This window comes from Bacillus alveayuensis (assembly GCA_030812955.1).
GTDB lineage: Bacteria > Bacillota > Bacilli > Bacillales > Aeribacillaceae > Bacillus_CB > Bacillus_CB alveayuensis.
On record JAUSTR010000008.1, the window covers coordinates 34,049 to 57,542 of the forward strand.

The following is a 23,494-nucleotide window of genomic DNA, read 5'->3' on the forward strand; positions in this document are numbered from 1 at the left end:
GTGCCAGTTATAAGGTGAGAAAAAACATTTGGGGACTGATATTAGCTTCAGGTTTTTCAACGCGGATGGGCACACCTAAGCTATTGCTCCCGTTTAATGGTAAAACGATTATTCAGCATGTCATGGATGAAAGTAAAAAATCTCAGTTAAGCGGTATCGTTGTTGTTATTAATCCTGAAATTGACGAATTAAAAATGGAAGTTTCTAAGGCAGCGGTAAACCGAATAGTTTTGAATAATATTGCCAATCAAGGCATGTCCACATCGTTAAAAGCAGGGTTGAAAAGTGTACCTGAAACGACTGATGCTGTTGTTGTGCTATTAGGTGATCAGCCGCTTATTGCAGCGGATGATATTGATGCTGTCATTCAATGCTATGAAAGGAATGGGAATCCCCTCATCGTTCAAGCAAAATATCGAACGAAAAAAGGTCATCCGGTACTTTTTGATCACGCCATGTTTTCTCATCTCTTTAAGGTGAGGGGAGATGAAGGGGCAAGATCAATTATTAAAAATTTCCCTAATAACATTTGTTTTGCTGCGATCGAAAAACCATATCCTCATGATATTGATACACCAAAAGATTATGAGAAACTTCTTCGGAAGGAGGTAAGTTAAATGAGTAAAGTGATTGGGAAAAGAGTGACACGTGTTGAAGATGCTAGGTTATTGACAGGACAGGGCAAATATATTGATGATATCGGTACTCCACCTAATACAGGTCATGTGGCTATTTTAAGAAGCCCTTATCCACATGCTAAAATTGTATCTATCGATTATGCAGAAGCCTTAGAAATACCCGGCGTAAAAGGTGTTGTAACAGGTAAGGATGTAGAGCCTCTACTAAATCCTTTTAGTGTTGGGGTCAGTGCTCCTGTTCATTACTATCCAATTGCTATTGATAAAGTTCGTTATGTAGGTGAACCAGTAGCAGTTGTCGTGGCCAAAAACCGTTATATTGCGGAGGATGCGTTAGAAAAAATTAAGGTGAAATATGAAAATCTTGAACCAATTGTAGACATTGAACGTGCAATAGAAGATGGAGCACCTATTTTACATGAAAATGTTGGTTCAAATATTGCTAATCATCGAACATTTCACTATGGAGATGTAGAGAAGGCTTTTGAGAAAGCTGACAAAATCATAAAGCATCGTTTTCAATTTCCGAAATATTCTGCGACGCCAGTTGAAACATACGGCATTATTGCACAATACGAGGATAGCTCTAATAGTTATACGGTTCACGCAAACTTTCACGGACCGTTTGTGCTTCATTCGATTATGGCTGGGGCATTAAAAATCCCAAGTAACCGGTTGAGAATTATCATACCAAAGGATATTGGTGGCAGCTACGGAATCAAAGCTGGGATATTCCCATACATCGTTCTTTGTTCCGTTGTGAGTCGTCTCGTGGGCTGTCCTGTGAAATGGATCGAGGACCGGCAGGAGCATTTGGCAGCTAGTTCAAGCTGTACGGATCGCGTCACATATATAGAAGCGGCTGTAAAAGATGATGGGAAAATACTAGGATTAAAAATGAAAATGATGGATAACGTAGGTGCATATATTCGGGCACCAGAGCCGGCATGTTTGTACCGGAACCATGCTAATACAACAGGTGCCTATGATATTCCAAACTTAATGATTGATGCGTATGCCGTCATGACGAATAAATTGCCGACAGGGCTTATACGTGGATATGGGGGGCAAGAAACGTATTTCCCTCTTGAACGGATCATGCAAATGATTGCGGATGAATTAAAATTAGAGCCAACTGAAGTGATTAAACGAAATTTAATTAAAAAAGAACAATTTCCATACAAAACGGCATCTGGTGGAGTGTATGATAGCGGAGACTATGAAAAAGCGTTTGACCTGCTGTTAAAAGTCGGAAAATATGATGAATTCCGAAAAAAACAAGCTGAAGCACGCAGGAAAGGAAAGCTTCTAGGTGTTGGTCTTGCTGTGATCGTTGAACCATCTGGTTCAAATATGGGTTACATTACGATCGCACTAACCCCTGAGGAAAGAAGAGCAGGGCTTCCGAAATCAGGTTGTTCAGAAGCGGCGACGATTTCGATGGATCCGATGGGAAATGTGAATGTTCGCATAAGTACTACACCATCTGGACAAGGGCATGAAACGGTCGCAAGCCAAATTGTATCAGAAATTCTCGGAATTCCACATGACAAAATTAATGTCGTAGCTGAGCTTGATACAGCTACAAGTGCCTGGTCTATTGCTTCCGGAAGCTATTCGAGCCGGTTTGCGTCACTCGGATCAAGCGCTGTGTACTACGCAGCTCATAAGGTAAAAAATAAACTCATAAAAATTGCCGCACATTTTTTAAAAGTGAAGGAAGAAGATTTAACGATTGAAAACGGTAAGATCGTTTCCAAAACCGATCCATCTAAATCTATTTCTATAAAAAGGGTTGTTGGATCAGCCCATTGGAATCCGCTTTCTTTGCCAGAAGGGATGGAGCCTGGAATTTATGAAACAGCCTATTATACTGTCCAAGCTGAACCACCGGATGACCAGGACCTTATTAATTCATCGGTTACTTATGGATTTGTTGCTGATTTAGTGACAGTAGAAATTGATCCAGAGACAGGAGACATCCACATTATAGATTATTTCACGGTCCACGATGCTGGAAAACTGTTAAATCCGCTTATTGTAGATGGACAAATACTGGGAGGTCTTGTCCATGGGCTTGGCGGTGCCATGTATGAAGAACTCGTCTACGATGAAAAAGGTCAGTTTTTAACTGGATCATTTATGGATTATTTATGTCCAACAGCACCTGAAGTACCAAATGTAACGATTAAACATATTGAGACGCCATCACCAATTACACCATTAGGCGCTAAAGGTCTTGGGGAAGGAAATACAATGAGTGCACCAGTTGTCATTGCAAATGCAGTAAATGATGCGTTGAAGCCATATGGTGTGACGATTGATTCATTACCTATAACGCCAAATAAAGTATGGAACATGTTGAATCAGTCTAAAAAACAGGAGGTATCATCATGAACGGAAAAGGGAGCGTAACATTAAATGCAGGAATTGAAAAGGCATGGGGAGTGCTGCTTGACCCACTGGCATTAAAAAATTGCATTATGGGCTGTAAAAAATTAGAGCCTGTCGATGAAAACAAATATGAAGCGGAATTATCTATTGGAATTGCTGCTGTTAAAGGGAAATATGAATCAACCATTGAAATCGCTGATGTTCAAAAACCGAACCATTACAAGCTCGTTGTAAAAGGGGAAGGTGGACCAGGAAGTGTTGAAGCAACAGGTGTTGTTGATCTTATTCCAATTGACGATAACAAGACGGAATTGAACTATACGTATGATGCGGAAGTTGGCGGTAAAGTGGCAATGGTTGGACAAAGAATGCTAAACGGTGTAGCGAAGTTAATCATTCAGGACTTCTTTAAAAAGTTTAATAAAGAGTTAGCGAAAAGTGAACAATCAATTTAAGTAGAGTAGTAGAAAGGAGGGGAGTATATGAAACCGGTAAAATTCGATTATTATTCCCCGAAAGCAGTTGATGAAGCTTTAACGCTTTTAGAAGAAGCCGGATTTGACGGGAAAATCATTGCCGGTGGTCAAAGTCTTGTACCAATAATGAACATGAGGCTATCATCGCCAGAATGTTTAATTGACATTAATCGCCTTCATGATTTGCATTTTATTGAGATGGATAGCGACAAAGTGAAAATTGGTGCGTTGACACGGCAGGCGGAAGTTGAGAGATCAGATGTAGTTCAGAAGCATTTAGGTCTTTTAAGCGAAGCGGTTCCCTTTATTGGGCACGTTCAAACGAGAAATCGGGGAACATTTGGAGGAAGTCTTGTTCACGCTGACCCAACAGCTGAAATTCCACTTTCATTAATGGCGCTCGGAGGGACCCTTCATATTGCTTCTAAAGATGAAGTGCGAGAAGTAAACGTCGAGGATTTCTTTATAACTTATTTAACCACAGACATTATGCCAAATGAGATGCTGACGGAAATACACATTCCTATCGAAAAAGGAAGAAATGGATATTCATTTTATGAAATTTCTCGCCGCCACGGTGATTTTGCACTCGTTGCCTCTGCTTGTCAATTAACCATTGATCATTTAGAACGCATTTCAAATGTTCGGCTTGTATTAGGTGGTGTTGAGGCTACGCCATTGCTATTAGAAGAGGTAAACGAATCGATGACAGGAGAGGTTTTATCTGACTCCCTTCTCAAAAAAGTCGAGGATATCGTGGATGAAATGGTAGATCCGGAGTCAGACATACACGCAACTGCTGAATATAGAAGACATCTTGCGAAAAAATTGGCAGTGCGTACAGTTAAATCAGCCTACGAACGAGCAAGAGGTGAAACTAATGAGTGTTCATGAAATCGAAGTGACCATCAACGGAAAAAAATATAAAGAACAAGTTGAGTCGAGAATGCTGTTAAGTGATTTTTTACGAGAAACGTGTGGTCTCACTGGCACACATGTAGGCTGTGAACACGGTGTGTGCGGTGCTTGCACGATCCATTTAAATGGTTCAGCTGTTCGGAGCTGCCTCATATTTGCTGTTCAAGTGGATGGACAGGAGATCACAACAGTAGAAGGTTTGGGAGAAGACGGTCAATTAACTGCATTACAAAAAAACTTCATTGAATGCCACGGTCTTCAGTGTGGATTCTGTACACCTGGTATCTTAATGTCAGCAACTGACTATTTGCAAAACAACCCGAATCCTTCTGTTCAGGAAATTAAAGAAATGCTTTCAGGACATTTATGCCGGTGCACGGGTTATGGTGGAATTATCGAAGCGATTCAAAAAACGGTTGAAGAAAATAGTAATAAAGCTCAGGTAGAAAGGGGATGATGATATGAACCTTGTAACTCTTTTTGAATTTGCTGTTGATCGTTATCCGAATCGTCTTGCTGTCGTAGAAGGAGACAGAAGGTATACGTACCGGCAATTTCATAACGAAGTGGAAAAAGTTGCTGCCTCCCTTCAAAAAATCGGCATTAAACAGCATGACCGCGTTATGATCCTTTTAAAAAATCGTCTTGAAAACACAGTGATTTATTGGGCTCTGCAAAAAATTGGAGCCGTTTACACTCCAATTAATTTTCGCCTTTCGGTGAAAGAAGTTGAGTATTGTGTCAATGATGCAGAGGCTGCTGCTGTCATATACGAAAGCGTAAGCCAGGAATCCGTTTTGAAAGCAAATCTTCAGCAAAAGCCAATACTGATTGGTCTTGGCGAAGTGGAAGGTGCTGATATCTACTATAATGAACTTGTTGAAAGAAGTCCTGGCAGCTTGGAAAAACCTACTATAGATGATAACGATGTCGCCCTCATGCTTTATACGTCCGGAACAACAGGAAAACCAAAAGGAGTTCCGCGAACGCACAAAAATGAATATAGCGCAGCGCTAGCCCATATTATCCAAAATCAATATCAAGACGGGGAAAGTACATTAGGGACAATGCCGCTTTATCATACGATGGGAATGCGCTCCCTTCTATCTATTATGTTTTTAAATGGTAAATATGTTGTTCTACCTGATTTTGATGCAAAGGAAGCGTTGGAATTAATAGAACGTGAAGAAATTACATGCCTTTACTTAGTACCTACGTTATATCACGATATGTTAAATCACGCTGAATTTCCTAATTACGATTTGTCTAAGTTGAAAAAAATCGGTTATGCGGGCGCTTCCATGACAACAGCTTTAACGGAAAAATGTATTGAAATGTTAAAGCCTGAAGTGTTTGTGAACCATTATGGCAGCACTGAAATTTATACATTTACGATCAATCCAAATGTGATGGAAAAGCCAGGATGTGCTGGTAAGCCAGGCTTTCATCAAAATATCCGCATTGTTAAGGCAGATCCTGATGGCCATGCAACTCCAGAGGATGTGGTGGAAAAAGGAGAACTGGGAGAAATTATTGCCAATATTGAATCACCAGAAAGCTTTAAAGGCTACTGGAATAGACCGGATGCAACAAAAAAAGCCATTCGGGATGGATGGTATTTTACTGGAGACCTTGGCAAATTAGATGAGGATGGCGATTTATATGTCGTCGGACGTGTCGATGATATGATTATTTCCGGTGGAGAAAATATACATCCTCTTGAAGTAGAAGATGTTTTAGCAAAGCATCCGAAAGTACATGAAGTTGCTGTAATTGGTGAAGAGGATGATCGTTGGGGGCAAATTGTTTCCGCTTATGTCGTACCAAAAGATCCGTCACTTACCATACAGGAACTCGACGATTATTGTAAAAATAACACGAAGCTTTCAAACTTTAAACGTCCTAGAAAATACGTATTTATTCAAGAAGTACCGAAAAGCCCTGTTGGGAAAATTCTCCGTCGTAAACTCAAAACGGGAGAATTTGAACTATATATAAATGAAAGTGAAAAAATCGTTTAATTTTTTCAAAAAGAAAGGGGAACAAAAACATGGAAGCAGTAAAACAATATGATCACATTCGAGTGGAAAAAAATCCGGAAAAAAAGACGGCCACGATTGTATTCGACCGTCCAGAAAAAATGAATTATATTAGTATGCTAGCTCGCTCACAATTTTCGGAAATTTTTGATGAGTTAAATAAAGACGATGAGGTTCGCGTCATTATTATTAAAGGTGAAGGGGACAAGGCATTTAGTGCAGGAGGTAATATCCCTGAATTTATGGATGTACACCAAGAAGAATTATCGCATCTTGCTGTAAACGTTGCAGCACCAGAACGTTCTCCAAAGCCTGTCATAGCTCAGCTTCAAGGCTATACATTTGGAGTTGGTCTTGAAATGGCCATGGCATGCGATTTTCGAATTGCTGCAGACGACACACTATTAGCCCTACCTGAGATGAATCTTGGTATGATTCCTGGAAGTGGTGGAACGCAAAGAGTGGCCAAAGCAGTAGGATTAACCCGTGCAAAAGACATGATTATGCGTGCAAGAAGAATTCCAGCTGATGAAGCGTATCAATGGGGCCTGATCACAAAAGTTGTCGCAAAGGAAGACCTAGAAAAAGCTGTCGATTCACTCGTTGAAGAACTAGTAAACTTCTCGCCTCTTGCATTAAAAGTATGTAAGCAAGTGCTCAATGCAGCAGATGAAACGCCGCTTAGTGCAGGAATTGAAATAGAAGGAAAAGCCTATGGATTGCTTCGTACTACAGAGGACTTCAAAGAAGGCGTTGAGGCATTCGTTGAAAAAAGAAAACCAAATTTCACAGGAAAATAATCATTTAATATAACAACTATATGCTCCCTCCCCAGCGATGGTTGAGGGAGCATATAAAAAAACAGTTATTTTCAGAAAATTCGTAACAAAAGGAGGAACATTATGAATACCGAACGAAAAGGATTTATGAAACAATTAAATATTAATACAGTGAGCGCCGGTACACTTGCAGCTATTTTTGGCTGTACTGGTCCAGCTTTAATTATTATTGGTGGAGCAGCTGACGGTGGTTTGACACATGAGCAGATGATCTCATGGCTCTTTGCCGTTTATTTCTTCGGTGGATTGTTGGGGATTTATTTGGCATTGAAATATCGCCAGCCGATTGCAGGAGCTTACTCCATTCCAGGTGCAGTGCTTGTTGCAGGAGCATTATCACAGTTTTCTTTAAATGAAATGGCGGGTGCTTATTTTGTGGCAGGTGTTATTGTCTTTATATTAGGGATTACCAAAACAATTGGAAAGATTATGAACTGGATACCTGTTCCGATCGTAATGGGGATGATTGTCGGAGCCATGATCCGTTTTGGAACCGGAATGATTACATCAATTGAAAAAGCCCCGTTAATCGCAGGGGCAGCAGTTTTCGTATACTTGTTATCAGTACGATTTATTAAAGTCATACCGCCAATTTTAACGTCATTCTTTGTTTCTGTTATTTTAGTAGCAATCATGAACGAATTTCAATTTCAAGAGCAGCAAAGTAGTTTTATTCTTCCACAAATTTTAATGCCTACATTCAGTCTTGAGGCAATAGTATCTGTTTCTCTTCCGCTTGCTTTTTTAGTCATCGGAGCAGAAAATGCCCAAGCAACAGGTGTATTAATGGCTCAAGGATACAAACCACCTGTCAATGTTATGACAATATTAAGCGGTATTGGTGGAATGGTCACTTCGTTCTTTGGAGGACATAATGCAAATATTGCTGGTCCGATGACGGCCATTTGTGCTTCAGAGGAAGCGGGAAGAAATAAGGAAGGGCGTTATGCATCTGTTGTGGTAAACGGTATCTTATTCAGTTTATTTGGATTACTGGCCGGTATTGTCGTACCTTTTGTAACGGCTTTACCTTCTGTATTAGTGGGTACCGTTGCTGGTCTGGCCATGATTAGTGTTTTAGTGAACTCACTGCAAAGTGCTTTTTCTGATTCTAAATTTCAAGTTGGGGCGTTTTTCGCCTTGATCATTGGTATGTCGGGTATTAGTTTTTTTAATATTAGTTCACCGTTTTGGGCATTAGTCGGAGGGGTATTCGTTTCCTTGTTAATCGAACCACATCATTTTCAAAATGAACATGACAATGGGTTTGAACTTCCAGAGAAAATGGATCATGCTATTTCCAAAACTTCATAATGCACTAAAATTCAGGTAGATAAACGAATTGAAACCGCTTTCGAAATAGTTTACCTTTTTTAAAAAGGCTCTTTTCGCAAAGATTTTTGCTTTACTATAGACTGTCCAAGCGACACGCTTGCTATGTCACGCTAAAGCGTGACGTGAACCGAACAAAAGTTGATAGTCGAACAAATGCGGTTTGTCCGACCACGTGCTTTGTTCGGTACATAGACAGTCGAAAAGCAACAAAGTTTACGAAAACATCCTTTCTAAATAAAGATGTATCTTGTTCAAACCTATCCTACGAACAACCGTGTTGGTTTGGTTTTTTCATGGTTAAGTCCCCATTTCCAATGGGGACATTTGTTTACAGTTCATCAAAGCCATTATCAATATGATTAACTTTTGTATACTGTCTAGATTTTTGTTCAAAGAAATCAGATTTACCGAGGTCGACTTCTTCATATGCCTTCATCCATTTTAAAGGATTTGTGCGGTATCCTTCAAAAGGGCGCGGAAAACCAAGTTGATTCGAACGAACGTTTGCATAAAATTTAATATAGCTTTCTACGTCTTGTAAGTAAAGTCCTTCGATGTTATGTCCAATAATAAGACGTGCCCACTCAATTTCCAGCTCTGCTGCTTGTTTAAACGTTTCGATGACAAACCGCTCTAACTCAGGTGTATCATATTCTGGATATTGTTTTAGAACTTCTTTAAAAATTTTGACAAATAAATCAACATGTAGCTGTTCATCGCGATTAATATAATTGATCATCGTGCTGGTGGCGACCATTTTTTGATTGCGTGCTAAGTTATAAAAGAAGGCAAAGCCTGAATAGAAGAACAACCCTTCTAAAATTACATCAAAGACAATGGATTTTAATAAGTTTTCAACATTCGGTTGTTCGGCAAATGCTATATAGCCATTTGTCACAAATTCATTCCTTTTTCTTAGTACAGGTTCGTTGCGCCAATACTCGAACACTTCATCTTGTATGTTTTTTGGAACGATACTTGAAAGAACATACGAGTAGGAATGGTTATGAATGACTTCTTGCTGAGCTAATATAATCATTAGCGCATTAATGCTAGAATCGGTAATATAATCGGCAACCTTTCCTGCATAATCTGTTTGGATACTATCTAATAACGCTAGTAAACCAATAATCTTCAAAAAGGCGTTTTGTTCATGTTCCGTTAATTGTGGAAACTGTTTAATATCTTGAGACATGTTAATTTCAAACGGTGTCCAAAAGTTGGCGAGCATTCGTTTATATTTTGGGTAGGCCCAAGGATAAGCGACATCGTCCCAATTTAATACGTTTGAACTTTTTCCATTTACAATCGCAGTTGAACGGTTAGGTGCTTCTGGGTCCATCAAGACGCGTTTCGTTAATACATTTGCTCCCATCATCATCCCTCCTAGCTTGCACAAGAGTCACATTCTTCGATATTACTTGATGTTGATCGAACGTAATACGTCGTCTTCAGGCGAGACTTCCATGCCGTTACATGCAAGTTCAATAAGTCTTTTGCTTTAATCGTATTTAAAACGTAAAAGTTAAACGAGATCGATTGGTCAATATGTTTTTGTCTAACAGCATTTTGTTTAATACTCCAAGTTTGATCAATCATATAGGCTGATTTGTAAAACCATGTCGTTTCAGGATTTAAATTTGGAGCTGTGACCAGAATTTTATAGTCTTTCTTTTCTTCTGCATACACTTTTTGAAAGATCGGATCAATGCTCGCCGTGCTCCCAGCGATAATCGATGTTGAAGCATTTGGAGCTACTGCCATTAAATAGCCGTTGCGTATACCATTTTTTTGCACTTGTTCTTTTAAAGTTGTCCATTCTTGATTATTGTAGCCACGTCTTTTAAAATAGCGGCCCGTTTCCCATTCCGAGCCTTTAAATAATGGGTACGCCCCTTTTTCTTTCGCTAATTCCATACTCGTTTCGATTGTGTAAAAGGCAATTTTTTCATATAACTGATCAACAAACTGAACGGCTTCTTCACTTTCCCATTTAATTTTCTTTAAGGCAAATAAATGATGCATACCAAAGGTTCCTAGGCCAATGGCTCTATACTTTTCATTGGTTATTTTCGCTTGGAGAACAGGAATGTTGTTTAAATCAATGACGTTATCAAGCATGCGAACTTGAATTTTGATTAACCGTTTTAACACATCATCTTGAACAGCACGTGCTAAATTTATAGACGATAAGTTACATACAACAAAATCCCCTGGCTTTTTGACGATGATGATTTTTCCGTCTTCTGTATATTGTTGTTCAACGGTTGTGGCACTTTGATTTTGGGCAATCTCTGTACATAAGTTGCTACAATAAATCATGCCAACATGTTTATTGGCATTTTGCCGGTTTACTTCATCTCGGTAAAACATAAACGGTGTCCCTGCTTCAAGCTGACTAATCATAATCCGTTTCATGATTTCAATGGCTGGAACTTTTTCTTTTGATAAAGCTGGATGATGGACGCATTCCCAATACTTTTCACGAAAGCTGCCGTTTCCGTATTCTTCATCATAAAAGTCTTCTAAGTTATATCCCATCACTTGCCTGACTTCATGAGGATCAAATAAATACCAATCACCTCGGGCCTCTACTTGTTCCATGAATAAATCTGGAATACAAACACCTGTAAATAAGTCGTGTGTTCTTAGTCGTTCATCGCCATTATTTAACTTGGCATCTAAAAAGGAGAAAATATCTTTATGCCATACGTCTAGGTAAACAGAAATGGCTCCTTTTCGTTGCCCTAATTGGTCAACACTGACGGCTGTGTTATTAAGCTGTTTCATCCATGGAATGATACCAGATGAAACCCCTTTAAATCCACGAATATCACTGCCGCGACTGCGTATTTTTCCTAAATAGACACCGATTCCTCCACCATTTTTAGATAAATTGGCGATGTCTGTATTGCTATCAAAAATTGCTTGTAAACTATCATCAACTGTATCGATAAAACAGCTTGAAAGTTGTCCATATGATTTCCCAGCATTAGCTAGAGTCGGTGTTGCAACTGTCATGTATAGATTGCTTAAAGCCCAGTAGGCTTCTTTCACAAGAGATAAACGATGCTTTTCGTTTTCTTTCATCATGAGCGTCATCGCTATAACCATAAAACGTTCTTGTGGTAGTTCAAATGTTCTTTTTTCGTAATCTCGGGCTAAATAGCGATCAGAAAGTGTTTTTAAACCGATGTACGTAAATAAATAATCTCGTGAAGGAACAATATAAGCACCTAGCTCTTGAATTTCATCCTGGGAATACGCTTGTAATAAATTGGAATGGTAAATTCCTTTTTCTGTTAAACAGGTAATTAATTGATAAAAATCTCCATATGTTTTTTCGTGATAGCCTCTGTTTCGTTGGGCTTCCATATATAATTGATCAAGGTAAATTCTCGCTGCAAAATAAGTCCAGTCAGGCTCTGTTTCCGATATATAGGAAAGAGCCTCTAATATTAAAACATTTGATAGCTTCGAAATTTGATCGAATGGTTGATGTTCTACAAATGATAACACTCTCTCCATATATGGCTGCATTGAAAGCTTCGGATACGCCCCTCCGATATCCAACAAATAATATTTTAATTTTTCTAAATCCATTTGGCCTTGTTTGTATACATCTTGTAAGTGTATCGTTTTCGTTAGCTCCATTGCTTCGTCCTCCTTTAATGTATAAAAAAATCCACTCTTTCAGGTCTTGAGTGGATCAAACGATGATATAAAAGGAGGTATTTCTATTCAATCAACCATGATTCTCCCTTTTAAACCATCGTTTCATCTTCTCAACTCCCGAAGATTCAGAAACGGTAAACAAAGGCCGGTCTCCTGACTTGTGCTTTATCCTACTTTGAACCCTTCCCATATGCAAAAATGACATACAGTGGGTAGCTTCTTTTCGTAGCACTTACAGTTGCGGGGACAGTTCTGGATTTTCACCAGATTCCCTTTTAAGCTATTGATAGCACCTTTGTTTATTGGTTTATATCAATATATAGTATTTTGTATTATTGATAGACACAATATATTGATTTTTGTTTCTATTATAATAATAAAGGTGTATAGAAGAAATTGCAACAATAAAAATGGGGGATCATAAAATTTATTCCCCCTCCGTTACTTCTCTTAATGAAATTGAACATCGATTTTTCTTTTTGTGCTTTCGGATTGTTTCGGAATATGAATTTCTAAAACACCATTTTTATATGTTGCGCGAACTTCATCTTCTTTAACATTTGCTGGTAAGGTGATCGAGCGGTGAAAACGCCCCGTAAATCGTTCCATTTGATGCATTTGTTCCTCTTTTATTTCATTTTTACGATGAATAGTGCCGCTAATAGATAATACATTTTGATCTAAATCGATTTGCACATCTTCCTTTTTCTCTAAACCCGGAAGGTCACAAGTAACGATGACTTCTTGATCGGTTTCATGAACATCCATTCTTGGGATCGTGGCTCTTTCGAAATGATCCATTAGCTGTGGGAATCCTTCTGTAAACATTCGATTCATTTCTCTGCGAAAATGATCAAGCTGACGAAATGGTTCATATGGAATTAATGCCATAAACATGACCTCCTTTTGTCAAAATTCACTTTTATTATGTATCCTTTTATTCAAAATATTCATCATGTCATTTGTGACATTTTCATCCTCCACTTTTTTCTATACAATCGATAGAAAGACGGGGAAATAAACACTTGCATTCCTTGTTAAGAAGGGGTAGACTGGGCTTGTAAAACGGTGAAAATAAAAGTGAAGCGGGAGCTTGTGGAATCAGGCTGAGAGTACGACTATGCCGTCGTTGACCGCAGGAACCTGTTGGGTAATGCCAGCGTAGGGAAAGTGATAAGTGGAACATAAGTATACACTTTGCCTTACGCGCAAAGTGTTTTTTATTTTGATGGAAGGGGAGAAAATCATGAACGTGCTAAATGTGATCAGTACGTTAGAAAAAGTGAGGCAAGTGAATCCACTTGTTCATAATATTACAAATGTCGTTGTGACCAATTTTACGGCGAACGGTCTTTTAGCATTAGGTGCTTCACCAGTTATGGCGTATGCGAAAGAAGAAGTAGCGGATATGGCGAAAATCGCAGGGGCACTTGTTTTAAATATCGGTACATTAAACGAAATGGAAGTCGAAGCGATGTTGATTGCTGGAAAATCAGCCAATGAAAATAAAGTGCCAGTGATTTTCGACCCTGTTGGCGCTGGAGCTACACTTTATAGAACAGAAACGGCGAGAAAAATTGTGAAAGAAGTAAACATTTCCATGATAAGAGGAAATGCTGCTGAAGTGGCCAATGTTATAGGAGAAAATTGGGATATTAAAGGTGTAGATGCCGGAGAAGGAAACGGCGATGTTCTTATGTTAGCCAAAAAAGCTGCACAGCAATTAGGTACGATCGTTGTGATTACTGGAAAGGATGATATTGTTACAGACGGCCAAACAACATATGTCATTCATAATGGCCACCCGCTATTAACAAAAGTAACGGGAACAGGTTGTTTATTAACCTCCGTGATCGGTGCATTTGCTGCAGTTGAGTCTAATTTATTAAACGCAGCGGCGGCTGCACTTGTCAGTTATGGAGTGGCGGCGGAAATAGCTGCAAGCAAAACAGCACATGATGGACCTGGCAGTTTTCAAATGGCCTTTTTAAACGCACTTTCAAACATACAGAAAGAGGATATTAGTGAGCTTGGTCGAGTAGAACAAGTGTAATAAAAGGAGGATTTTCATGGGAAATATATATAAAGCATTAACGATTGCCGGCTCTGATAGCGGCGGCGGTGCAGGTATTCAAGCGGATTTAAAAACGTTTCATGCTTTAGGAGTTTTTGGAATGTCTGCGTTAACAGCAGTGACCGCACAAAATACGGTTGGCGTACAAGGGGTATATCCTTTGTCTGTTGAAGCGGTTGAAAAACAGATTGAATCCATTGGAACGGATTTAGGAACAGATGCTGTAAAAACTGGAATGCTGTTTAGTGCAGAAATAATCGAAGCTGTTGCTAATCAAGTGAAGCATTTTCGTTGGAGTCGTCTTGTTGTCGACCCCGTGATGATTGCAAAAGGCGGTGAACCTCTTTTACAAGAAGAAGCGGTAAATGCTTTGAAAAAATATTTACTGCCATTAGCTATGGTCATTACTCCAAATATTCCTGAGGCGGAAGCGTTAACGGGCATGTTCATTCAAACAATGGATGACCGCCAAAAAGCCGCACAGCGATTGTATGAACTTGGTGTCAAACATGTAGTCATTAAAGGTGGACATGATGATGACGGTGATGAAGCAGTCGACTTGTTGTTCGATGGTCAAGAATATTCTTTTTTTACTAACAAAAGAATCGAAACGAAGCATACACACGGAACCGGCTGTACTTTTGCAGCGGCCATAACGGCAGAGCTTGCCAAAGGAAAACGTGTTAAGGATGCGGTTCAAACGGCTAAAGCATTTATCCAGGCTGCGATTGAGCATGAGTTAGGCATTGGTCATGGCCATGGTCCGACAAATCACTGGGCTTATCAACAAACTCAACTTTCCTAATAGGTGGTCATTCATGGAACGTATATCAAGAGAAATGATGAGAAAATGGCTGAGTGTTTATTTTATTTTGGGGAGCCAAAATTGTAAAAAAGATCCATTAACTGTCTTAACAGAAGCGATTGATGGGGGAATTACTTTATTCCAATTTCGAGAAAAGGGAAAAAATGCATACACAGGTGAGAAAAAGCGTCATTTTGCGACAAAGCTACAATCGATTTGCCGAGAACATAACATTCCATTTATTGTAAATGATGATGTGCAGTTAGCGATGGAACTGGATGCTGATGGGGTTCATATCGGTCAAGAAGATGAGAAAGCGGATATCGTTCGTAGGAAAATTGGCCATAAAATTCTTGGCGTTTCTGCTCATAATTTGAAAGAAGCGCGTGAGGCCATTGCCGCTGGAGCTGATTATATCGGTGTCGGTCCTATTTTTCCGACCTCTTCGAAAGACGATGCAAAAGAGGCACAAGGACCTTCGATTATTCGCTCTCTTCGTGAAAGCGGTATTCAAACCCCGATTGTGGCAATTGGAGGAATCACGCCTGAAAATGCAAAAGAAGTCATTCATGCTGGAGCTGACGGCGTTTCTGTGATAAGTGCGATTGCATCTAGTGAGTCACCATTCGAAGCAGCGCGAGAACTTGTAAAAAGTGTAAAAAAATAATAGGGATTAGGGTCTGTCCCCACTATATTTTTTGTGGGGCAGACCCTTTTAAGATACTTTTTTCATTTTTAATGAATGCTCTTTTGCTTTATTGGATAAACGAAATCCAAAGAGAATGGAGAAGATAGGAGATACATATAAAAAGACTGCATAAGGGAGATAATCAATCACATCGACGCCTAGTGTTGCCGCTAAAAATGCACCACTTACACCCCAAGGAATTAAAGGGTTAATGAGTGTCCCTGCATCCTCAACCGCTCTTGATAAATAAGGAAGAGGGATTTCGTATTTTCGATACATTTCTTTAAAGGATTGTCCTGGTATTAAAATAGATAAATATTGTTCCCCTGTTACGAGATTAACTCCGATTGATGATAAGACAGTTGATAAGATTACTTGTCCTTTTGTTTTAAGCTGCTTTTTTAATCCTTCTAATAGAGCATGGATAATTCCGGTTTTCTCAAGTAATCCTCCAAAAGCGAAGGCAATCATGATAAGGGAAATGGACCACATCATCGATTGCAGACCGCCGCGGTTGATCATGCGATCGACTTCATCCAATCCAGAAGAGATGGATGGACCGTTCTGTAATACTTGTAAAAATTGAGCAACAGAGATTCCTTGAATAAAGTAGGCAATAAATCCCGCACTTACAATCCCAGCAATTAAAGACGGTATAACCGGTTTTTTCATCAATGCGAGAGCGATAACAAGGATCGGTGATAGGATTGTAAGAAAATGAATATTTATCAAATGGCTGATTGAATCTTTAAGAGTTAAAAGGTTTGCTGTTGTTTCGGGTTGAACATCTAATTTTAAAGATATGAACATAAAAAAAATAACTGTAATGAAAAGACTAGGCAATGTCGTATAAAGCATGTGGCGAATATGTGTAAAAATGTTGACAGTGGCAACCCCTGATGCAAAGTTTGTCGTGTCCGACATAGGAGACATTTTATCTCCAAATGTAGCACCGCAAATAATGGCTGCTGCAGCAATTTCTAACGGGATATTCGCCATCTGAGCAACTCCCATTAAAGCAACACCGATCGTACTAACTGTTGTAAAAGTACTACCAATCAATGTAGAAATAATCATACAACAAATAATGGCGGCAATAAAAAATGATTCTGGCTGAAAAAAAGTTAACGTCCATACAGTAATGGTAGGAATTGTTCCGCTGATCATCCATGCCCCGATTAACATGCCGATGAGTGATAAAATAATGATCGGCTGGCCCCCGTTTTGAATCCCTTTAATAATTCCTTCTTCTAATTCCCTCCAGTTCATCCCTTTCCATCTAGAGAGAAGTGCTAATAAGATAATAGAAACAAATAATGGTAGATGAGGTTCTGTTTTTAAAATAAATAGACTATAAAAAATCATGAATAAGATGAAAAACATCATCAAAAGTGCGTGAGAAAATTTCCATGTTGAATTCATGCTGGCATCTCCTTTATTTTTACCGCTTTCCCACTTTTATACTTTTATGCTTTTTCGTATGAAAGTGAATGTGTAGTTTTAATATAGAAGAATATTGACATCGTGTCAAGAAAAGAATGATGGAATTTTGTGGTTGATAGCAGGTAGCTCAATTTGCCTATTATAACCGTGAACAGACATAATTCAGAACGTGATTCACATTTCGTTTAATTTCATAAAAAGAGAGGGAAGACATTTGTCCCCCTCTTATAAACTAAATATTTTTTGCCATTTCTTTTAATTGTTCTGACGTATCGGAAATGTGGCCAACGTTTTTCGTCACATCATCAATGGCTTTTACAAAAATTTCTAATTCAGTTTTTGTTTTCTCACTTTGTTCTTTATTATTGTCAATTAATTTTAAAACGCTATCAAAAAATTGGATCATTTCCCCCATTTTCTTTGAGCCTTCTCCTGTTAGTTTCGTTACATCTGTAATTGAAGCGGAAATACTATCAATTTGGTTATGAATTTCATTAATTAAATTAGAAACACCAAGCACAGAGTTTTTTGTCTCTTCTGCTAGTTTACGAACTTCACTAGCGACAACAGCAAATCCTTTTCCATATTCACCAGCTCGGGCTGATTCGATGGCAGCATTTAGTGCTAAAAGGTTTGTTTGTTCTGCAATTGACGTAACGATGGATACGACATGATTAATTTTAGCTGAGGTTTGTTCTAATGAGTTCATTTTATTTGCAATGTCGTCTGTTCGTTTATTAATAAGGTTAATAAGTTCAGATTGGTGTTGTAATTCTTTTTTTCCATTATAAGCTTCCATTTCGGCAGATGCTGCTAATTCATAACGTCCAATAGCAATTTCAGCCAGTTCCTTCGTTTGGGCATTAATTTCTTCTAGGAAGTTTTTTGATTCTTCTGTTAAGGATGCTAATTGTTTGGACGTTTCTTGAATGTGATTTAAAAAGAATTCTTTTTCCTTTTCCATTTCTTTTCTAATTTTTTCATATTCATATTTGTATGCTTCTAAAACAATTTGCTGTTCAAAATTAATTAATTTCGTAATAGATTTTGCAGCAGCTAAGAATTCGTCTATGGATTGAAAGTGCTCTGAAACAATTGATAAGATGACATCTAATAAATTTTGAAAAGCAGCTATATACCATTTTTCATCAAGGCCAATTTGGACATGGCGATGAGCAATTTGATACATTCGTTGAATATCATCATCTGTCAACGCACCATTAAACATTTTTAATATATGAGTTGTTAACAATTTTTTTTGTCTTTCGATTGAGCTATATGTATTAATCATCTCCATTAACTGTTCATTTTCTGCGATTACTTGATAAAAGAAGGTTGTAATATCATCGATTTTTTCTTTAATAAATGGCTGAAGCAAGTAAGTATTTCGAAGATCTTGTTTCGTAAATCCAATTAATTTTAATTGTTTATGATACTTTTCATTATTCACTTGTAAAATAATTTTGCTCTCATCTATTTCCTTAGAGAAAAATGAATGATTGGTAGATGTTTTTTTCTTTATAAATAATTGAAAAGCCATAATCCATTCCCCTTTATTTAAAAATGACCACACATATTAAATATCGGACGAGCACTTAAAATATTAACTAAATTAAATCATAAAATCCTTTTATGTCAAAACAATTTGGTGAAAAAGTTAACATTTTGTCAAAAAGTTGAAACTTAAACACGAGTCATTTCGTAAAATCATTTGAAAGAAAGAAGCAATGAGAGAAGGCGAACGTATGAAAAATATTCTATTAGTCGCAGTGATTTTGACACAGCTAATCGGATATATATTTGTATTTATCCATGTATTAAAAGGTATAGTCTTTTTTATGATTTCTTTTCTTTTGTTTGTTTTCCTCATGATATTTCTAATTAGAGAAAGAATAAAGGAAAAAAAGGAGGATGAAGAAAATGATTATCGTAACTACTGATTTTGTTCCTGGAAAAGAAATAAAAGAATTGAAAGGTTTTGTTCGCGGCAGTACAGTACAATCGAAGCACATTGGTAAAGATATTATGGCAGGATTAAAAACGATTGTTGGTGGCGAATTAAAAGAATATACAGAAATGATGGAAGAAGCGAGGCAAAAAGCAATTGGTCGAATGGTTGAAGATGCCAAACAAAAAGGAGCCAATGCGATCATTTGCATAAGGTTAGAAACATCAGCCGTCATGCAAAATGCTTCTGAAATCATCGCTTACGGCACGGCGGTTGTCGTAGAATAATAGAACCTTAGAGTACCTTTTGAGGTATCTCTAAGGTTTTTTTATTGTTTAGGAAATTATAGGAAATTACAAATTTACAACTTGTGGACAACCTTGTTCATCGTTGGTTTTTTGTCTAGCTCCGGGCGTTAGCGGCTAGCTAACTTCCCATTTCATCTGTACGATAAGTCAACATCGACTCAACGATCGCCTGCGTTTCCTTTATCTCCTACTGAAAGGTCTTAGTTTGTACGCTGCTTTAGCGAACGCCCTGCGCTTTTGTCCTGGAAAAGAAAATGATTTCAGGAGGATCAGCAGAAAATAAAGTAAAATTTTTATCACAAAAGTTAAATTATTTTTGATTATTTAATACAAAACTGTAGTTGAGCAATTCCGATTACAATAATTACCATAAAAAACAAACAGTTTACCCCTTATGTCACGTGGAGCTGTTTTTTCACAGAATCAATGGGAATATTTTGTTTCGCCGCATGGTAAATGAACTCCACGAGGCTATGTCCTTTTCTCTTACGCAGGAGATCGAGCACATCCGAAAAATTGCCGTTGGATTCGAACATACTGTACACATAAGCAAGTTGTACAATAATCCAATACCGTTTCATTACTTGACGTTCGCGAACACGGTATCCATCAAGCTTCAGGGGGGAGATGAAGTCCAAAAAGAAGCAAATGTAGATGATGAATGTCCGTCATGAGGCTTTTGAAGGACAAAAATAAGATAGAAAGCATAAGAAGTGTCCTTCATTGGATTAATGAAGGACAAAAATAAGATAGAAAGCATAAGAAGTGTCCTTCATTGGATTAATGAAGGACAAAAATAAGATAGAAAGCATAAGAAAGGTCCTTCATAGGACTAATAAAGGACATAAATATGATAGGAAACAAGAGAAATGACCAAACGTTGTGAAAAACTTGTGGATTCCTTGATGAGGTGCTAATCAATTCATGAGACATGAACCTCCTTGTAGGTAGTTGGTAGCACATCTATTCTAACCAAGGAGTTGGGTTCCTGTCTCCTTTTTTGTTTGGATGTAAATATATGTAGGGAATTTGCCCATCTACATTACAAAATAATTTTTGCATAGGAAGAAATAATTAACACAAATAATAAATTGACAATAGTACGTTTATTTTATATGATTCATAGGTGTATATATCCAATAAGAATACTGGGGGTTTAAATATGAAAAAAATATTTTTAACAATATTTGTTATTACTAGTATAATTTTTAGTTTAGCTGCATGTGGTACAGCAAATGAAAATAGCCAAGAAGAAAAGCTAGAAACAGCTGAAGGGGAAAATTTATATGACAAAATTAAGGAAGAAGGGGGCATTCGAGTTGGAACGGAAGGCACATACCCACCATTTACATTCCATGATGAAAATGGAGAATTAACGGGTTATGATGTTGAAGTGGCAAAAGAAGTAGCAAAACGATTAGGACTCGAAGTAGAGTTTAAAGAAACGCAATGGGATGCAATGTTTGCTGGTTTAAATTCTAAGCGCTTTGATATGATTGCGAACCAAGTGGGTATTAAGCCAGAACGTGTTGAAAAATATGATTTCTCGATCCCATACACTGTTTCAACAGCAGTAGTAGTTGTTCAGAAAGATAACAATGACATTCAATCATTTGAAGACTTAAATGGTAAAAAAGCGGCACAATCTTTAACAAGTAACTATGGTGAATTAGCTAAAGCTAATGGAGCAGAACTTGTAGGCGTTGAAGGATTTAACCAAGCCATTGAATTAATTACATCAAATCGTGTCGATGCGACCATTAATGATAAATTATCTGTTTTAGACTACATGAAACAAAAACCAGATGCGCCTATTAAAATAGTCGCAGAAAGTGACGATGCAGCTGAAAGTGCATTTATGTTTAGAAAAGGAAATGAAGAGCTTGTCGAAGCGGTTAATGAAGTGCTGGAAGAAATGAAACAAGACGGCACATTAGCAAAACTTTCAGAGAAATGGTTTGGTGAAGATGTATCTGAATAATATTATAATCGACCCTGAGCGATTGGAGCGTTTAATAGAAATAGCACAAAGCTCACTTCTCCCTATGCTGAAGGGAGCTTTGTATTATACTTTGCCCTTAACATTAATCACTTTTACACTTGGACTTGTTTTAGCGGTCTTCACAGCACTAGCCAGAATCTCAACGATTAAACCATTACAATGGATAGCAAGATTTTATGTTTCTGTAATTCGTGGTACCCCATTACTCGTTCAGCTCTTTATTATCTTTTATGGGTTGCCAACAATTGGAATTACCATTAATCCGTTCCCATCAGCTATCATTGGTTTTTCTTTAAATGTAGGAGCTTATGCATCCGAAATTATTCGTGCAGCGATTTTATCCATTCCAAAAGCACAATGGGAAGCAGGATATACATTAGGGATGACGTACTCTCAAACGTTAAAACGAATCATTCTCCCACAAGCTGCACGCGTTTCGATACCACCTTTATCCAATACCTTTATCAGTCTCGTGAAAGATACTTCTCTAGCATCTTTAATTTTAGTAACAGAGATGTTTCGAAAAGCACAAGAAATCGCTTCAACAACGTATGAATTTTTGCTTCTTTATTCTGAGGCAGCTTTATTGTATTGGATTATTTGTTTCCTATTATCCATTGTCCAACAAAACATTGAAGGCAGATTGGACCGGTATGTTGCAAAGTAAGGTTTCCATCACATAATACCTTTTTTAGTCGAGTGACTTCGCCGAAAAAAGGTGAAGATTTACTGGATAATGTTAAAGGAGTTTTATCATGATTACAATCCAAAATTTATACAAACGATTTGATCATTTGGAGGTTTTAAAGGGGATCGATTTACACATTGAAAAAGGAAAAGTTGTTGTTGTTATCGGACCTTCTGGATCTGGTAAAACAACTCTTTTGCGCTGTTTAAACGTACTAGAAAAGCCGACAAGTGGAACAATTCGGTTAGACGATCAGGACATTGATTTTTCAAAACCAGTTACGAAAAAAGAAATTGCTCAATTTAGACGTAAGTCCGGTATGGTGTTTCAATACTATAACTTATTCCCTCATAAAACCGCATTAGAAAACATTACAGAAGGTCCGATTATTGTGAAAAAAGAGTCAAAAGAACGAGCAATCGAAAAGGCAGAACAGCTTCTTGAAAAGGTCGGACTTCTTGATAAAAAGGATTATTATCCTTTCCAGCTTTCTGGAGGTCAACAACAACGAGTAGGTATTGCAAGAGCATTGGCGATGGAGCCAAAAGTGATGTTATTTGATGAGCCTACTTCCGCCTTAGATCCTGAGCTAGTTGGTGAAGTGCTAAAGGTTATGAAAGATTTAGCAAAAGAAGGTATGACAATGGTTGTGGTTACCCACGAAATGCGCTTTGCAAATGAAGTGGCTGATGAAGTGATATTCATGGATCAAGGTGTCATTGTTGAAAGAGGCGCACCAAAAGATATTTTTGAACAACCAAGAGAAGAACGAACAAAGAGGTTTTTGCAGTTGATACAAGAGTAGGTAAATTCACCTGCTCTCAGACTGTTGACAAACGCTTGCATTCTTTGTTACGTCGCCCGCATCGCACTTCATTACCGTATTTGGTAACTCCGCTCCTCATCGAGCTCGTACCTCGAGACATGTGTTTTCATTCAGTCTGAAAACTCGTTTTATATAAACTTTGTTTACAAACTGAGAGTAGGTAATTTCACCTACTCTTTTTGTTGATTTAAGAACAGAAAAGTGTTGGAGATAAAATTCCCTCTATCCAAAAATTACCCTAAATATATTGGCAAGTATACTAAAAACTATGTTTAGATTGACAAAAAGGTAGTGTCAAAAGAAATATGAAAACTCTTCGAATATTGAAGGCTTGACATTGAGCCTCCACGAGCATGATTCTTTACGCAAAGACGCAGCTAATCCTTGTTGCGTAAGGC

General features: G+C 37.9%; 21 protein-coding genes, 1 pseudogene and 1 riboswitch. Of the genes and pseudogenes, 16 read left to right on the forward strand and 6 right to left on the reverse strand.

The features are described from left to right. The first annotated feature begins 14 nt into the window (after nt 1–14). From J2S06_RS10045 to J2S06_RS10080, 8 genes are all read left to right on the forward strand, one after another. Entirely contained in the window at nt 15–617 is a 603-nt protein-coding gene (locus J2S06_RS10045) for a nucleotidyltransferase family protein (RefSeq protein WP_419152188.1), read from the forward strand. Further along, nucleotides 618–3,035, forward strand: a complete 2,418-nt coding sequence (locus J2S06_RS10050; protein WP_419152189.1) for a xanthine dehydrogenase family protein molybdopterin-binding subunit — start codon at nt 618–620, stop codon at nt 3,033–3,035. Then, nucleotides 3,032–3,487, forward strand: coding sequence for an SRPBCC family protein (locus J2S06_RS10055; RefSeq protein ID WP_419152190.1), 456 nt, complete (start codon nt 3,032–3,034; stop codon nt 3,485–3,487). Before J2S06_RS10050 ends, J2S06_RS10055 begins: the two co-directional genes overlap by 4 nt. 27 nt (nt 3,488–3,514) lie before the next feature. Then, nucleotides 3,515–4,402 carry an FAD binding domain-containing protein gene (locus J2S06_RS10060; protein ID WP_419152191.1) on the forward strand — a complete coding sequence of 296 codons (888 nt, stop codon included), beginning with the start codon at nt 3,515–3,517 and terminating at the stop codon, nt 4,400–4,402. Next, on the forward strand, nt 4,389–4,883 hold the full coding sequence (locus J2S06_RS10065) for a (2Fe-2S)-binding protein (protein ID WP_419152192.1): 495 nt from the start codon (nt 4,389–4,391) through the stop codon (nt 4,881–4,883). The genes J2S06_RS10060 and J2S06_RS10065 overlap by 14 nt, the downstream gene beginning before the upstream one ends. A gap of 4 nt (nt 4,884–4,887) precedes the next feature. After that, nucleotides 4,888–6,447, forward strand: a complete 1,560-nt coding sequence (locus tag J2S06_RS10070; protein ID WP_044893161.1) for a class I adenylate-forming enzyme family protein — start codon at nt 4,888–4,890, stop codon at nt 6,445–6,447. Nucleotides 6,448–6,476: 29 nt separating this feature from the next. Further along, nucleotides 6,477–7,265 carry an enoyl-CoA hydratase/isomerase family protein gene (locus J2S06_RS10075; protein ID WP_044893162.1) on the forward strand — a complete coding sequence of 263 codons (789 nt, stop codon included), beginning with the start codon at nt 6,477–6,479 and terminating at the stop codon, nt 7,263–7,265. A gap of 102 nt (nt 7,266–7,367) precedes the next feature. Beyond that, nucleotides 7,368–8,618 carry a benzoate/H(+) symporter BenE family transporter gene (locus J2S06_RS10080; protein WP_419152193.1) on the forward strand — a complete coding sequence of 417 codons (1,251 nt, stop codon included), beginning with the start codon at nt 7,368–7,370 and terminating at the stop codon, nt 8,616–8,618. A gap of 349 nt (nt 8,619–8,967) precedes the next feature. Here J2S06_RS10080 and J2S06_RS10085 read toward each other — a convergent pair whose 3' ends face one another. The 3 genes from J2S06_RS10085 to J2S06_RS10095 form a co-directional block, all read right to left on the reverse strand. Continuing rightward, nucleotides 8,968–10,014: a ribonucleotide-diphosphate reductase subunit beta gene (locus tag J2S06_RS10085; protein ID WP_044893164.1), complete on the reverse strand. Its 1,047-nt coding sequence runs from the start codon at nt 10,012–10,014 to the stop codon at nt 8,968–8,970. An 11-nt stretch (nt 10,015–10,025) separates the two neighbouring features. Further along, nucleotides 10,026–12,293 carry a ribonucleoside-diphosphate reductase subunit alpha gene (locus J2S06_RS10090; RefSeq protein WP_419152194.1) on the reverse strand — a complete coding sequence of 756 codons (2,268 nt, stop codon included), beginning with the start codon at nt 12,291–12,293 and terminating at the stop codon, nt 10,026–10,028. Between the two features lie 147 nt (nt 12,294–12,440). Then, a riboswitch (cobalamin riboswitch) is annotated at nt 12,441–12,626 on the reverse strand. 138 nt (nt 12,627–12,764) lie between these two features. Next, nucleotides 12,765–13,205 (reverse strand): Hsp20/alpha crystallin family protein, encoded by a 441-nt coding sequence (locus J2S06_RS10095; RefSeq protein WP_044893166.1) that lies wholly within the window; start codon nt 13,203–13,205, stop codon nt 12,765–12,767. Between the two features lie 355 nt (nt 13,206–13,560). On the opposite strand from J2S06_RS10095, the gene thiM reads away from it, so the two are divergent. Genes thiM through thiE form a run of 3 tightly spaced genes read left to right on the forward strand, consistent with a single transcriptional unit; the run spans nt 13,561 to nt 15,860 of the window. Continuing rightward, on the forward strand, nt 13,561–14,367 hold the full coding sequence (gene thiM / locus J2S06_RS10100; protein ID WP_419152195.1) for a hydroxyethylthiazole kinase: 807 nt from the start codon (nt 13,561–13,563) through the stop codon (nt 14,365–14,367). A gap of 16 nt (nt 14,368–14,383) precedes the next feature. After that, a complete protein-coding gene (thiD, locus tag J2S06_RS10105) occupies nt 14,384–15,193 on the forward strand; it encodes a bifunctional hydroxymethylpyrimidine kinase/phosphomethylpyrimidine kinase (protein WP_044893168.1) in 810 nt (269 codons plus the stop codon). Nucleotides 15,194–15,206: 13 nt separating this feature from the next. After that, nucleotides 15,207–15,860 carry a thiamine phosphate synthase gene (gene thiE, locus J2S06_RS10110; protein ID WP_419152196.1) on the forward strand — a complete coding sequence of 218 codons (654 nt, stop codon included), beginning with the start codon at nt 15,207–15,209 and terminating at the stop codon, nt 15,858–15,860. Between the two features lie 48 nt (nt 15,861–15,908). Here the strand turns inward: thiE and nhaC are convergent, their stop codons facing one another. Both nhaC and J2S06_RS16115 read right to left on the reverse strand, forming a co-directional pair. Beyond that, nucleotides 15,909–17,303: a Na+/H+ antiporter NhaC gene (nhaC, locus tag J2S06_RS10115; protein WP_419152197.1), complete on the reverse strand. Its 1,395-nt coding sequence runs from the start codon at nt 17,301–17,303 to the stop codon at nt 15,909–15,911. A 253-nt stretch (nt 17,304–17,556) separates the two neighbouring features. Beyond that, nucleotides 17,557–18,864, reverse strand: a complete 1,308-nt coding sequence (locus J2S06_RS16115) for a globin-coupled sensor protein (protein ID WP_459077050.1) — start codon at nt 18,862–18,864, stop codon at nt 17,557–17,559. Nucleotides 18,865–19,069: 205 nt separating this feature from the next. Between J2S06_RS16115 and J2S06_RS10130 the strand changes: the two genes are divergently transcribed. Together J2S06_RS10130 and J2S06_RS10135 are read left to right on the forward strand one after the other, a co-directional pair. Continuing rightward, nucleotides 19,070–19,264, forward strand: coding sequence for a hypothetical protein (locus tag J2S06_RS10130; protein WP_044893171.1), 195 nt, complete (start codon nt 19,070–19,072; stop codon nt 19,262–19,264). After that, nucleotides 19,245–19,559 carry a YbjQ family protein gene (locus tag J2S06_RS10135; protein WP_419152198.1) on the forward strand — a complete coding sequence of 105 codons (315 nt, stop codon included), beginning with the start codon at nt 19,245–19,247 and terminating at the stop codon, nt 19,557–19,559. The genes J2S06_RS10130 and J2S06_RS10135 overlap by 20 nt, the downstream gene beginning before the upstream one ends. Before the next feature lie 413 nt (nt 19,560–19,972). Here J2S06_RS10135 and J2S06_RS10140 read toward each other — a convergent pair. Beyond that, nucleotides 19,973–20,203, reverse strand: a pseudogene (locus tag J2S06_RS10140) (IS701 family transposase); the annotation flags it as partial. Nucleotides 20,204–20,742: 539 nt separating this feature from the next. Here J2S06_RS10140 and J2S06_RS10145 point away from each other — a divergent pair. The 3 genes from J2S06_RS10145 to J2S06_RS10155 all read left to right on the forward strand — a co-directional run bounded on the left by J2S06_RS10145 (nt 20,743) and on the right by J2S06_RS10155 (nt 23,075). After that, nucleotides 20,743–21,561, forward strand: coding sequence for an amino acid ABC transporter substrate-binding protein (locus J2S06_RS10145; RefSeq protein WP_419152199.1), 819 nt, complete (start codon nt 20,743–20,745; stop codon nt 21,559–21,561). After that, nucleotides 21,548–22,249 carry an amino acid ABC transporter permease gene (locus J2S06_RS10150; RefSeq protein WP_419152200.1) on the forward strand — a complete coding sequence of 234 codons (702 nt, stop codon included), beginning with the start codon at nt 21,548–21,550 and terminating at the stop codon, nt 22,247–22,249. Before J2S06_RS10145 ends, J2S06_RS10150 begins: the two co-directional genes overlap by 14 nt. Before the next feature lie 88 nt (nt 22,250–22,337). Then, on the forward strand, nt 22,338–23,075 hold the full coding sequence (locus tag J2S06_RS10155) for an amino acid ABC transporter ATP-binding protein (protein ID WP_419152201.1): 738 nt from the start codon (nt 22,338–22,340) through the stop codon (nt 23,073–23,075). Nucleotides 23,076–23,494 lie beyond the last annotated feature (419 nt).